An 11,740-nucleotide genomic window follows, 5' to 3' on the forward strand; every position below is an offset into this window, starting at 1 on the left:
CCGAACGACGGGCCGCGGCTTAGCCCGCAGGCCCAGGGCCTCGGGCTGCGCCTTGGCCGCAGGCTCCGCGCCAGACGGCGGCGGCGCCCCCGAACCTGGAGCCTCACTCATGGCCGCCACCAGCGCTGTCTCCGTCGGTCCGCGTGATCCGCACGACCTGCTGCGGCGCTTGGCCCAAACGCAGTTCGGCGGCCGCGAACAGGCGATCAACGATGTAGCGGTTGCCCCGGACCCGGTAGTTGACCAGCTGATGATCGCCCAACGGCCCGACGACGAACAGCGGCGGCGCCTCGCCTTGGTCCACGCGTCCCGGGAATTCGATATAGACCTTGGCGCCGTCGTCCCAGGCCCGGAGCGGCCGCCAGGGCGGGCTGTCTCCGCTGATGGCGTAGCGGAACTTGATCGCCTCGACCGCCACGCCTTCGGCGGCCGGTGCGGCGGCCTCGGCAGCGACGTTCTGGCGCTTGAGCGCCACCAGCCGATCGGCAGGATAGGTCCAGGAGACCGCGGCCATGGCCGTGGCGTCGGTGCTGGCCAGCGTCAGGTGGTAGGCCCGGCGGTCGGTAGTGATGACCATGTTGGTGGTCAGCCCGGCCGCGAAGGGCTTGATCAGGACATGGACCTGCCGCGCTTCGCCCACGCCGCTGGTCGTGTCGCCGATCACCCAGCGCACGGTGTCGCCGGCCGAGACGGCTGTGAGCTGTTCCCCCGGCTCCAGGGCGACGTCGCTGACCCGCTCAGGCGCGGTGTAGAGCCGATAGAGCGCACCGTCGCTCCATGGGTAGACTTGGACGGCGTTGATGTAGCCGGCGCTGCTCGGCTCCAAGGTCGCGGCCCGATTGGCCGCCTCGACCCGCGCCCAGGGCGGTCTCGCCTCTGCGCGGACGCTCGGCGGCGGCAAGAGTTGGCCTGGGAGCGGCAGCGGCTTGGGCACCTCGACGATCTGTACGGGACGCGGCGGCTCGGCCTCGATCTTCGCGGGCGTGAAGCTGGCTTGATCGTAGTGGATCGCCGGCGTCGGGCTCTTGGCGTGAGCGCAGGCGGCCAGCGCCGTCGAACAGGCCAGCAGCGCGAGCATCTTGACGGTCATGACTGGGGTTCTCCTTGGATCACGGACACAGGAGGCGCCGCCGGGGCGGCGATGGGCGCGGCCGTCTCAGGCGCGGACGGAAGCGATGTTGGCGGGAAGACCTGATCGGGCCTTGGCGGGGCTTGCGCCCCATCGGTGTCCTGGGACCAGTCGACGCCATCGACGTAGAGGCCCAGCGGGTTGCGATCGAGTTGGGCCTTGGTCTTGGGCTTGATGCGCTTGAGCGTCAGCATCGCGGTCCAGCGCTCGGTCTTGGCCAAGGCGCCGCGCTCGAAGGTCTGTTCCGACCAGCGGACCTGAAACGAAGACGGGGAGGCGCGCACCACACTGGTGGGCTGCACCAGGATGGTCTTTTCGCCGAAGCCCTCGAGCGGCTTGGAGGCCCGGCCATAGCTGTCGAAAAAGGCCCGGCCTTTCTGGGTCAGATGATCGTAGGCCGCGTCCCAGCGTTGGCGCACCACGACGCCGTCGGAAGACAGCGAACGAACGTCGATGATGAACGCGCGCAGGTCGCTAGCGATCTCGGCGTCAGCCGGCTGGTAGTCCTGCTCGGCCGGCCCGACGGCCCGGACCTCGCCCAGCCGGTCGACCTCGACGACATAGGGCGTGATCTTGCTCTGCAGCCCCTGCAGGATATTGCCCGTCGCCAGGCCGCAGGTCAGGGCGAAGAGGCCGAAGAAGGCGCGTCGCCAGTTGTAGGCTTGGACCCGGGCCGAACCGATCCGCTCGTCCCAGAGCTGGCCGGCCGCCTGATAAGGGGTCTCGGGCGGCGGGGTCAGCCCATACCGTTGAGAGGGTCGCTTGAAGAACACCGCTTAGTCCTCCTGCTCGAGATCGGGATTGGCGCCGGCGCCGGGACGGTCGCCCTCCCTGAGGGTCTGGACCGCGGCGTGCTGGCCCATGCCTGCCGAGCGCTTGGTCTTGAGATCCTTGGCCCAGGCCGGCGGCGCGCTGCTGGCCGACGCACTGCTGGCCGATGCACTGGGCGCGGAATTGTCTTCGGTGGCGCCGGCCACGGGGCTCGTGCCGCCGGTCGCGCGCCAAGCGGCGGCGCGTCCTTTCTGGGCGTCGCCTTTCAAAGTGTCTCCAGCCCGGCCGGCCATGCCGCGCAGGCCATTCATCGCCGCGCCGCCCGCCGCGCGGGCGACGCCGCCGAGACCGGTCGCCACGTCGTTCGATCCGGTGGTGGCCTGACGAAGCTGATAAGCCGCGCTCGCGCCCGCGCCCATCGCCGTGCCGGCTCGAACCGCGGCGATGCCGCCCGCCCCGGCCATGCCGAGCGCCTTGGCGCCGAGCATCGCGGCCCCACCGCCGAGCATGGCGGCGCCGACGGCGGTACCGACCGCCGCGCCCGCGCCTAGTTGCGGCGCGCCCGAAACCAGGCCCGCGGCGATGCCCGGACCGAAGATCGACAACCCCGCCAACGTTAGGGCGCTGAGCATCAGGGTCGTGGCGGCGGCCAGATCCGGATCGGTTCCGAGAGTCGCCAGAAAGATGTCGAAGAAGGTTTGGCCAATGCCGACGATGAGGGCGAGCACCATCACCTTCACGCCACTCGAGATGACGTTGCCCAGCACCCGCTCGGCCAGGAAGCTCGACTTGTTCCAGAAGGCGAACGGCACGAGCGTGAAGCCCGCCAGGCTCGTCAGCTTGAACTCCAGCACTGTCACCAGCATCTGGATCGACATGACGAAGAAGGCCAGGATCACCAGCACCCAGGCCAGCAGTAGGATGAAGATGGTCAGGGCGTTGGCGAAGAACTCCGGAAAGCCCATCAGCTGACTGGCCTTGTCGAGCAGCGGGTGGGCGGCGGTGAAGCCGACGCCGGCCAGCTTGCCGGGACGCAGCAAGTCGTCGGTCGAGATGGTCCCGCCGCCCGCCGTCACCCCCAGCTCGGCGAACGAGTTGAAAACGGCGCCGGCCAGCGAGTTGAAGTTTTCGAGGATGAAGACGAAGGCCCCGACATAGAGGACCTTCTTGATCAGCTTGCCCAGGACATTGTCGTCACCCTCCAACGCCCACCACAGCGCCGCCAGGGTCACGTCCAACGCGATCAGGATCGAGGAGACGTGGTGGACCTTCGGACCCAGCAGGCCAAAGCCGCTGTCTATCAGGGTGGCGTACGCGGCCATCATGCGGTCGATGACATTGAGATCCGGCGCGACGTCCATGGGGTGACCCTTGACTGGTGCGGACTGGCGCTATTGGCCGGTGTAGGCGCTGGACGAGCCGAGGAACTGGCGCGTCGCCAACTGCCCCGCCTCCAGCACCTGGGCCTGGCGGGCGCGCTCCAGAGCGTCAGCCCGGGCCTGCGCTGCGATCAGGGCCTGCAGTTGCTGGTCCTGCTTGATCGCCAGGGCCTGCATCTGATTGGCCGCCTGCTGCGCCTGGAGCTGGCCGGTCGCGCCCTGGCTCTGGCCGACCAGGGCGCTGATCAGGGCGGCGTCGGATTGGAGGCTCTGGACGACCTGGGCCTGGACCTGCAGCGACTGGCGATAGCCGTCGATCGCCAGGCCAGCCTGGGATCGCGCCAGGTCGAGGCGCTGCTGGGTGGTGGCGTCAGCCGCCAGGGTCGATGGGAAAATCTTGGCCAGGACGGTCTGGGTTGAGGCCAGGTCGAAGGCCATGCCCTGGGCCTGCCCCATCAGGGTGTTGATGCGCTGAAGGTCGCTGGTGATGGCGCTCAGCGAGCTGTAGTCGAGCGACTTCAACTGTCGGGCCATGTTCTGCAGCATGGTCGCCTGGTTCTGCAGGGCCTGGATCTGGTTGTTGATCTGCTGCAGCGTCCGCGCCGCCGTCAGGGCGCTCTGAAGGTAGTTGCTGGGATCGAAGACCGTGATCTGGGCGCTGGCCGGCGGCGCCCAGGACGCCAGGGGCGCGGCGATCAGCGCGACAATGCTGACGCAGGTCGAGACAAGACGCCGAGTCATGGCGTGGACTCCTTTGGGGTTTGGGGCGGGACGAAGTCGGCGATCAGGGCGGCGGCCCAAGGCAGCCCGCGGACGGTCAGGAAGGCGGCCGCGAACTCGGCCTCGCCATGCTGAGCCAGCACCTGATCGATCAGAGCCTGGACCGAAGGCTCGGAAGCGGCGCACAGCGCCAGGGCCACAGGGCCCAGGCCCAGCTCGAACAGACGATTGCCCAGGCGCGATTGCAGGTAGTAGTGCCGCTTGGGCGTGGCGCGGGCGATCAGCTCGATCTGGCGTTCATTCAACCCCAAGCCCGCATAGGCCTTGGCCGACAGGGGCTCGATCGCCCGGTCGTTGGGCAGGAAGATGCGCTGAGGACAGCTGTCGACGATCGCCGGCATGATGGCGCTGTCGACGATGTCGGCCAGGGACTGGGTGGCGAAGACGACCGCGACGTTGCGCTTGCGCAGGTCCTTGAGCCATTCACGGATGCGAGCGGCAAACAGCGGCGTATCGAGGAACTTCCAGGCCTCGTCGAGCACCATCAGGGTGGGCCGGCCGTCGAACCGCGCTTCAAGCCGGTGGAAGAGGTAGGTCAGGACCGGCGCGACCACTGACGGCGTCTTGATCAGGGCGTCGGTCTCGAAACATTGGACGTCGCTCAGATCCAGACCGTCCTGCGCCGCGTCGAGCAGCCGGCCGAACGGACCGTCGAGGGTGTAGGGCGCCAGGGCCGCCTTCAGCGGATTCGACTGCAGCAGCATCGACAGGCCCGTGAGGGTCCGCTCGGCCGGCGGCGCGCTGGCCAGACTTCCCAGCGCCGACCACAGCGTCTCCTTGATCTCTGGGGTGACCACGACGTTCTCGTTGGCCAAGAGGTCGCCGAGCCAGTCGATGGCCCAGGCCCGCTCGCCGGCCTGGTCGATGTCGCGCAGGGGCTGGAACGCCAGCCCAGCGTCGGCCGCCAGGCCGTGGTGGCGCCCGCCCATGGCCAGCACGGCCGCCCGCGAGGAGAAGCGCTTATCGAAGACGTAGATCTGGGCGTCGGGGTAGCGCCGAAACTGCAGCTCCAGGATCGCCAGGAGGACCGATTTGCCGGCGCCGGTGGGGCCGGCATGGAGCTGGTGGCCCACGTCCTCGACGTGGGTCGAGTAGCGGAACGGTGTCGAACCGCTGGTGACGGCGTAGAAGGTCGCCGGTCCCTTCAGGTGACCATTGCCCGACTGTCCTGCCCAGACCGAGGACAGCGGCATCAGGTGAGCCAGGTTCAGGGTGTGGACCAGCGGCTGGCGGATATTGGCGTAGACCTGCCCGGGCAGCGATCCGAGCCACGCCTCCACCGCGTTGGCCTGCTCGCGGATGCAGGTGAAGCCCAGCCCACCGAGGATGCGCTCGACCTGGCGCACCTTGTCCTCGGCCGCCTCGCGATCGACATCCGACACGGTGATGGTGGTCGTCAGGTACCCGAAGGCCACGTGGTCGCCGCCCAGGGCCTGCATGGCCAGGTCCGCGTCGGCCAGCTGGTTGTCTGCGTCGCTGTCGGTCAGCGGCACGGGCTCGTTGCTGACCACCTCGCGCAGGATCTGAACGACGGACTTGCGCTTGTTGAACCACTGGCGGCGGATGCGCCCCAACGCCTTGGTGGCGGCGGGCTTATCCAGGGCGATGAAGCGCGTGGACCAGCGATAGGCGAAGCCCTCGTGGTTGAGGGCGTCCAGGAGGCCGGGCCGCGTGGTGTTGGGAAAGCCCAGCACCGTCAGGGTCCGCAGGTGCTGATCACCGAGCCGAGGCTCGATGCCGCCATTGAGCGGCGTGTCGACCAGCAGGCCGTCCAGGTACATCGGAATCTCGGGAACCGCGACGCGGTGGCGCCGGGTCGAGATCGTCCCGTGCAGGAAGGTCAGGGTTTCGCCGTCATCGAGGGGCTCGATCAGCGGCATGAAGCCGGCCAGCAGGTCGAGGATGCGATCGGTCTGGGCGACGAAAGCGGCCAGCTCCTGGCGCCAGTCGCGCCCCTGCCCGCCCACCTCGCGTTCGATCAGCGCCCGCTCGGCCCGGCTGACCTGATCGGCCGGCGGCAGGTAGAAGATCGTCAGATGGCAGCGGCTTTCGAAGAGCTCGCCCCGCCGGCCGTCGAAGCCGCCGCGCCGCTCCTCGTCGACCAGCCAGGAGGCCGCATCCGGAAAGGCGCTGTCGGGATAGCCCAGGGCTGGGGCGCGCTCGGCGTCGAAGAACAACGCCCAGCCGGAGCCGAGCCGGCGCAGGGCATTGTTGGCCCGGGCGCAGACGCCGACCAGTTCGGCGTCGGTGGCGCTCTCCAGGTCCGGGCCGCGGAACCGGAAGGTCCGCTGAAATCCGCCGTCCTTGTTGAGCACGACGCCCGGGGCGACAAGGGCGGCCCACGGGATATGGTCGGCGAGACGATCGGCGCTGTCGCGGTATTCGCGCAGGTTCAGCATCGCAGCCACCCCTTCTGCCGCAGATGACGCATCAGGACCGGGGCGAAGTCCGGGTCCCGCTTGGCGGCGAACACCGCCAGGCTGTGGCCAATCACCCAGACCAGCAGCCCCGGGATCCATTGCTGAAGGCCCAGCCCCAGGGCGCCGGCGAGGGTGCCGTTGAGGATGGCGATCGACCGGGGCGCGCCGCCCAGCAGGATCGGCGCGGTCAGCGAGCGGTGCAGCGGGACCTCGAAGCCCGCGACACTTGAGGCCGATGCGCCGGTGAGCGAAGGGGTGGCTGGACTCGTCACGCGATCAGCGCTCCGCCGCCGAACGAGAAGAACGACAGGAAGAAGCTGGAGGCGGCGAACGCGATGCTGAGGCCGAAGACGATCTGGATCAGCTTGCGAAAGCCGCCAGAGGTTTCGCCGAACGCCAGGCCCAGCCCCGTGGTGATGATCACCAGCACCGCGACGATCTTGGCAACCGGTCCCTGGACCGACTCCAGCACCTGCTGCAGCGGCTCTTCCCAGGGCATGCCCGAGCCGGCCGCCTGGGCCTGGGCGCTGACCAGCAGGGTCAGGGTGGTGGTCAGAAACAGCGGTCGCGGGTCACGAGACGCGCGTGAACGGACGCGGTAAAGCATCAGGTGTCTCCGTGTCTGAGGGCTTTGAGCTGAGGCGGGTCGAGATCGGTGACGAGGTAGTCGCCGGCGGAGTCGAGGCCCGTGACCCGGGCGAGGCTCTCGACACGTCGACCGGTTCCCCGGCCACGTATGAAGACGAGGAGGTCGATCGCTTCGGCGATCAGTCGGCGCGGCACGGCGACCACGCTCTCCTGGACCAGCTGCTCCAGCCTGTAGAGCGCCGAGCGCGCGGAGTTGGCGTGGACGGTGGAGAGACCGCCGGGGTGCCCGGTGTTCCAGGCCTTCAGAAGATCGAGCGCCTCACCGCCGCGGACCTCCCCGACGACGATGCGGTCGGGCCGCAGACGCAGGGTCGAGCGGACGAGGTCGGTCATGCTGACCACGCCCGGCCGGGTGCGCAGGGCCACGCAATCGGGCGCGGCGCACTGCAGTTCGGGCACGTCCTGCAGGATGACGACTCGCTCGTCGTGCCGAGCGACCTCGGCCAGCAGGGCGTTGGCCAGGGTCGTCTTGCCCGCCGAGGTGGCGCCGACGATCAGGATGTTGAGCCGATCGGCCACGGCCTGGCGCAGCAGGTCGGCCTGCAACGGCGCCAGGACGCCGTCGGCGACGTAGTCATCCAGGGTGTGGATGCGACCGGCCGGCTTGCGGATGGAGAAACACGGTCCAGGCGCGACGGGCGGCAAGACGCCCTCGAACCGCTCGCCGGTGAGGGCCACGCCGCGTGGCGGCAGGTCGCCGCTGATGATCGGGGCGCCGGCGTGGACCTCGGCGCGGACGTGGCTGGCGACCAGGCGGATGATCCGCTCGACCTCGGCCGGCGCCATCACCACGCCGGTGTTGATGCGCCCCTCACCCAACCGGTCCAGGCGCAGCACCCCGTCGGGATTGACCATCACCTCGACGACGGCCGGGTCGGCCAGGGCCGCCTCGATGGCCGGGCCCATGGCCGTGCGCAGCATGGTGCGGCGGCGCTCGAAGGTTTCGGGTTGCACGAGGCTCATCGCGCCCCCTCCCCGGCCAGGCCGTCGGGGTCGTCGACGCCGAGGGTGGCGCGGCCGCTGGCGAGCTGGCGGCCGACCTGATCGACGAAGCGCCGGAAACGCTCGCGGCCGATGGCCTGGGCGGCCTTGTCGGCCTCGGGCAACGGCGCGGTGACGGTCAGCTGGTAGCGGACGAACAGCGCCAGGCTTTCGAGCAGGATCTTCTGATCGCGCTCGAGCCGGCCCAGCTGCCGGCTCATTCGGTCCAGCCGCAGCCGGAATTGGGCGTCCAGCTCGCTGGCCGCGCGGCGATCGAGGTAGGCGCGCAAGGCGTCGGCGACGATCGCCGACTTGGAGGTCCCGGGCTTGCCGCCGAGCCGGTCGAGCTGCTCGGTCAGGGCGTCGTCGAGATAGAGGTGATGACGGGGCTTCATGACGCCGCCCCTCAGAAGGCCGGGAGGAGATCGTCGTCGCCGCGATCGCCCCCTTCGTTCATGGCGTGGGCGCGGGCGATCGATTGCCCGGCGCCGGCGCGATCAAGCGCCTGGCGATCGGCGACCACATCGCCGTCGTCCTCGGCCAAGCCCAAGCCCAGCTCGGCCTCGTCGGCGGCCGGACGCGCGGCGATCTCGTCGAACAGGCCCGGATGGCGCTCCTGCTGCAGGCCGCCTTCGGCGCCGGCGTCCAGGTCGTCGTCGGCTTCGGCTTCGGCGGCCAGCCCGGCATGAAAACCGCGCACTTGACCGCCCCAGTCATCGCCTCGACGGGGAGGGCAGTCGCCATAGGGCCCATCGCGGAGGACCGGCGGCGGCGCGACGCGGCCGGTGAAGTTGCGATCCTCGTAGTAGCGAAGCTTCTTGGCCCGGATCGGCGCGAGACCTGAGACCAGCACCAGGGCGTCGTCAGCCGGCAGTTGCATCACCTCGCCGGGCGTCAGCAGCGGGCGAGCCGTCTCCTGGCGGCTGACCATGACGTGGCTGAGCCAGGGCGACAGACGGTGGCCGGCGTAGTTGCGCTGGGCGCGCTGCTCGGTGGCCGTGCCCAGGGCGTCGGAGATGCGCTTGGCGGTGCGTTCGTCGTTGGAGGAGAACGCGATCCGGACGTGGCAATTGTCCAGGATGGTGTTGTTCTCGCCGTAGGCCTTGGAGATCTGGTTGAGGGATTGGGCGATCAGGTAGGCGCGGATGCCGTAGCCGGCCATGAACGCCAGGGCCGTCTCGAAGAAGTCCAGCCGCCCTAGGGCCGGGAACTCGTCGAGCATCATCAGGAGCTGATGCTTGCGGCTTTTGCGCGGATCGCCCTCCAGGCGCTCGGTCAGGCGACGGCCGATCTGGTTGAGCACCAGGCGTACCAAAGGCTTGGTACGGGAGATGTCGGACGGCGGAATGACCAGGTAGAGGGTGACGGGCGATGGGGCGTCGACCAGGTCGGCGATGCGCCAGTCGCAGGCGCTGGTCGTCAGGGCCACGGTCGGGTCGCGGTAGAGCCCCAGGAACGACATGGCTGTGGAGAGCACGCCGCTGCGTTCGTTCTCCGACTTGTTGAGGACCTCACGGGCCGCGCTGGCCACCACCGGGTGGACCTGGGGCGCGTCAGGCGTCCCCAGATGGTTGGTGGCCATCATCCGCCGCAGGGTGTGGGCGAACGAGCGCTGGGGATCGGAGAGGAAGGTGGCGACCCGCGCGAGGGTCTTTTCCTCCTCGGCGTAGAGGACGTGGAGGATCGCGCCGACCAGCAGGCTGTGGCTGGTTTTTTCCCAGTGCGACCGGCGCTCCAGAGCCCCTTCCGGGTCTACGAGCACGTCGGCGATATTCTGAACGTCGCGGACCTCGTCGGGTCCCTTGCGCACTTCCAGCAGCGGATTGTAGCGCGCCGAGCGAGCGTCGGTCGGATTGAACAGCAGGCAGTGGGAGAACCGCGAGCGCCAGCCGGCGGTCAGGGTCCAGTTCTCACCCTTGATGTCGTGGACGACCGCGCTGCCGGTCCAGGAGAGCAGACTCGGCACCACAAGGCCCACGCCCTTGCCCGACCGGGTCGGGGCGAAGGCCATGACGTGCTCGGGACCGGCATGACGCAGGTAGTCGCCGTCCAGGCGTCCCAGGAAGACGCCGTCGTCCTTGAACAGGCCGGCCGCCGCCGCCTCGGAGCGCGTGGCCCACCGCGAAGAGCCGTAGGTGGTGACCCGGCCGCCCTGACGGGCTCGCCACAAGGAGCCGACGATGGCGCAGCCGCAGCCGAGGAAGCCGCTGGCGCCGGCCAGCAGACCGGCCTTGTCGAAGACGGCCGGCGCGTAGGCCTCGTAGTAGTACCACCAGTCGAAGAGCTGCCAGGGGCGATAGATCGGCCGGCCAAGCGGCGCGATCCAGGGCGCGCCGAGCTGGGCCTGGTAACCGAGCATGGCGGCGGCCCATTGGGTGGCCGACCAAACGCCCAGGATCATGATCGCGAAAACCGCGAAGATCTGGCCGATCAGGAGCTTGGTGGGCGTCATGGGCCGGGTCCCAGCGCCTGCTCGCCCCATGCGAGGAAGGCCCAGGAAGACTCGAGGCGGATCGGAAAATCCCTTACGGCGGCCACGCCCGCCCAAGACGCGGTTCGGCCGCGGTTGGCCGGACCCAGGACGTCCACCGCCAGGTCGGGCCGTTGACCAAGCAGCGTTCGCGAGCTGTCGGGCGCTCATGACGCAGGGCGGCCGCCTTCCGACTCAGGCTATCGCCGCCGCCATGACCCCTGCTGAAATCGACCAGATCATCGACGCCATGGCCGCCGAGGCCGAAAAGACCGGCGACGACAACCAACTGCCCGGAGCGATCTTCCTGCACCCGGACCACTGGGTGGGCTCAAAACTGGCGACGGAGATGACGACGATCGGTCGAGGCATCCGCTACAGGGGCGTGCGGGTCCTGGTTTCGCGCGAATGGGAGAGTCACGTCGTGGCGCGGGCGGACCTCAAGCGCGATGTCGGCGAGTTAGAACCGCTGACGGTTTGAGCGGCGCGCGCCAGGCCCGGGTCGGAGACCTTCGGTCGCAAAGGATTAACCGCGCTTGTTAGCCGTTCCTTGGCGCGCGCCTGTCACAAGGCCCGCCTCGAACAAGGGCTCAAGGGAACGCGCCATGAAATATCCGATCGCCATCGCCGCCGGCCTCGCCGCCAGCCTGATCGTCGCTCAAGCCGCCTCGGCCGCCGGCGGCTTCGAAGACCAGATGGGCCGTTGCCTGCAGCAGTTCGCCAACACCCGCGATCCGGCCCAGGTCATGCTGGAATGCAACGCCGACGGCGGCAAGCTGACCGACTGCAAGGTCGTGGACAACAGCGCCGCGGGCAAGGGTTTCGACAAGGCCGCCATGTGCATCGCCGAGAAGCTGCCGATGGGCGCCAAGACCGGCTCGGTGAAGGTTCCGTTCCGCTTCCCGGGCGGCGCGTAAGACCTTTCCCCTTCGGGGATTTCAAGACGCCTCCGCGGGCCTGCGCCGGACGGTTCCTAACGGGACCGCGGCGCGGGCCGGCGGGGGCCGGCGGGGGCCGGCGGGGGCGTTTTTGCGTCGCTCGCCCCTGGTCCCTGCGGTGTCAATCGCGCAAGGGCGGCCACTGCCGCGCGGCGTGGACCAGGGTCAGGAAGCAAACGCACTCGGCCGGCATGAAGACGCTCGGATCTTGATCCCCCTCTACA

Annotated in this window: 12 protein-coding genes; 2 read left to right on the forward strand and 10 right to left on the reverse strand. The window is 69.3% G+C overall.

The annotated features are described in order from the left end of the window. Nucleotides 1–103: 103 nt before the first annotated feature. Genes trbG through BR39_RS0102520 form a run of 10 tightly spaced genes read right to left on the reverse strand, consistent with a single transcriptional unit; the run spans nt 104 to nt 10,560 of the window. Nucleotides 104–1,090: a P-type conjugative transfer protein TrbG gene (gene trbG, locus BR39_RS0102475; RefSeq protein ID WP_029907437.1), complete on the reverse strand. Its 987-nt coding sequence runs from the start codon at nt 1,088–1,090 to the stop codon at nt 104–106. Continuing rightward, nucleotides 1,087–1,902, reverse strand: a complete 816-nt coding sequence (trbF, locus tag BR39_RS0102480) for a conjugal transfer protein TrbF (protein WP_029907438.1) — start codon at nt 1,900–1,902, stop codon at nt 1,087–1,089. Before trbF ends, trbG begins: the two co-directional genes overlap by 4 nt. A gap of 3 nt (nt 1,903–1,905) precedes the next feature. Then, nucleotides 1,906–3,261, reverse strand: a complete 1,356-nt coding sequence (trbL, locus tag BR39_RS0102485; RefSeq protein ID WP_029907439.1) for a P-type conjugative transfer protein TrbL — start codon at nt 3,259–3,261, stop codon at nt 1,906–1,908. A gap of 30 nt (nt 3,262–3,291) precedes the next feature. After that, the gene (trbJ, locus tag BR39_RS0102490) at nt 3,292–4,020 is read right to left on the reverse strand and encodes a P-type conjugative transfer protein TrbJ (protein ID WP_029907440.1); all 729 of its coding nucleotides are present in this window, start codon (nt 4,018–4,020) and stop codon (nt 3,292–3,294) included. After that, nucleotides 4,017–6,458 carry a conjugal transfer protein TrbE gene (trbE, locus tag BR39_RS0102495; protein WP_029907441.1) on the reverse strand — a complete coding sequence of 814 codons (2,442 nt, stop codon included), beginning with the start codon at nt 6,456–6,458 and terminating at the stop codon, nt 4,017–4,019. The genes trbJ and trbE overlap by 4 nt, the downstream gene beginning before the upstream one ends. Continuing rightward, complete coding sequence (locus BR39_RS25170) at nt 6,452–6,751, reverse strand: VirB3 family type IV secretion system protein (protein ID WP_029907442.1); 300 nt, start codon at nt 6,749–6,751, stop codon at nt 6,452–6,454. Before BR39_RS25170 ends, trbE begins: the two co-directional genes overlap by 7 nt. Next, nucleotides 6,748–7,086 carry a TrbC/VirB2 family protein gene (locus BR39_RS0102505; protein WP_051695094.1) on the reverse strand — a complete coding sequence of 113 codons (339 nt, stop codon included), beginning with the start codon at nt 7,084–7,086 and terminating at the stop codon, nt 6,748–6,750. The genes BR39_RS25170 and BR39_RS0102505 overlap by 4 nt, the downstream gene beginning before the upstream one ends. Continuing rightward, on the reverse strand, nt 7,086–8,090 hold the full coding sequence (gene trbB, locus BR39_RS0102510; protein ID WP_029907444.1) for a P-type conjugative transfer ATPase TrbB: 1,005 nt from the start codon (nt 8,088–8,090) through the stop codon (nt 7,086–7,088). Before trbB ends, BR39_RS0102505 begins: the two co-directional genes overlap by 1 nt. Beyond that, a complete protein-coding gene (locus tag BR39_RS0102515) occupies nt 8,087–8,503 on the reverse strand; it encodes a CopG family transcriptional regulator (protein WP_029907445.1) in 417 nt (138 codons plus the stop codon). Before BR39_RS0102515 ends, trbB begins: the two co-directional genes overlap by 4 nt. Before the next feature lie 11 nt (nt 8,504–8,514). Further along, nucleotides 8,515–10,560: a conjugal transfer protein TraG gene (locus BR39_RS0102520; protein ID WP_029907446.1), complete on the reverse strand. Its 2,046-nt coding sequence runs from the start codon at nt 10,558–10,560 to the stop codon at nt 8,515–8,517. Between the two features lie 187 nt (nt 10,561–10,747). Here BR39_RS0102520 and BR39_RS0102525 point away from each other — a divergent pair, with 187 nt between their 5' ends. Both BR39_RS0102525 and BR39_RS0102530 read left to right on the forward strand, forming a co-directional pair. Continuing rightward, the gene (locus BR39_RS0102525; RefSeq protein ID WP_029907447.1) at nt 10,748–11,059 is read left to right on the forward strand and encodes a hypothetical protein; all 312 of its coding nucleotides are present in this window, start codon (nt 10,748–10,750) and stop codon (nt 11,057–11,059) included. Nucleotides 11,060–11,183: 124 nt separating this feature from the next. Further along, a complete protein-coding gene (locus BR39_RS0102530; protein ID WP_029907448.1) occupies nt 11,184–11,495 on the forward strand; it encodes a hypothetical protein in 312 nt (103 codons plus the stop codon). Nucleotides 11,496–11,740 lie beyond the last annotated feature (245 nt).

The sequence above is a fragment of the Caulobacter sp. UNC358MFTsu5.1 genome, assembly GCF_000712075.1.
Taxonomy (GTDB): Bacteria; Pseudomonadota; Alphaproteobacteria; order Caulobacterales; family Caulobacteraceae; genus Caulobacter.

Coding starts and splice junctions, on each gene's coding strand:
- trbG (WP_029907437.1), bottom strand. CDS start 1,090: ATGACCGTCAAGATGCTCGCGCTGCTGGCCTGTTCGACGGCGCTGGCC.
- trbL (WP_029907439.1), bottom strand. CDS start 3,261: ATGGACGTCGCGCCGGATCTCAATGTCATCGACCGCATGATGGCCGCG.
- trbJ (WP_029907440.1), bottom strand. CDS start 4,020: ATGACTCGGCGTCTTGTCTCGACCTGCGTCAGCATTGTCGCGCTGATC.
- trbE (WP_029907441.1), bottom strand. CDS start 6,458: ATGCTGAACCTGCGCGAATACCGCGACAGCGCCGATCGTCTCGCCGAC.
- BR39_RS0102505 (WP_051695094.1), bottom strand. CDS start 7,086: ATGCTTTACCGCGTCCGTTCACGCGCGTCTCGTGACCCGCGACCGCTG.
- trbB (WP_029907444.1), bottom strand. CDS start 8,090: ATGAGCCTCGTGCAACCCGAAACCTTCGAGCGCCGCCGCACCATGCTG.
- BR39_RS0102515 (WP_029907445.1), bottom strand. CDS start 8,503: ATGAAGCCCCGTCATCACCTCTATCTCGACGACGCCCTGACCGAGCAG.
- BR39_RS0102520 (WP_029907446.1), bottom strand. CDS start 10,560: ATGACGCCCACCAAGCTCCTGATCGGCCAGATCTTCGCGGTTTTCGCG.
- BR39_RS0102525 (WP_029907447.1), top strand. CDS start 10,748: ATGACGCAGGGCGGCCGCCTTCCGACTCAGGCTATCGCCGCCGCCATG.
- BR39_RS0102530 (WP_029907448.1), top strand. CDS start 11,184: ATGAAATATCCGATCGCCATCGCCGCCGGCCTCGCCGCCAGCCTGATC.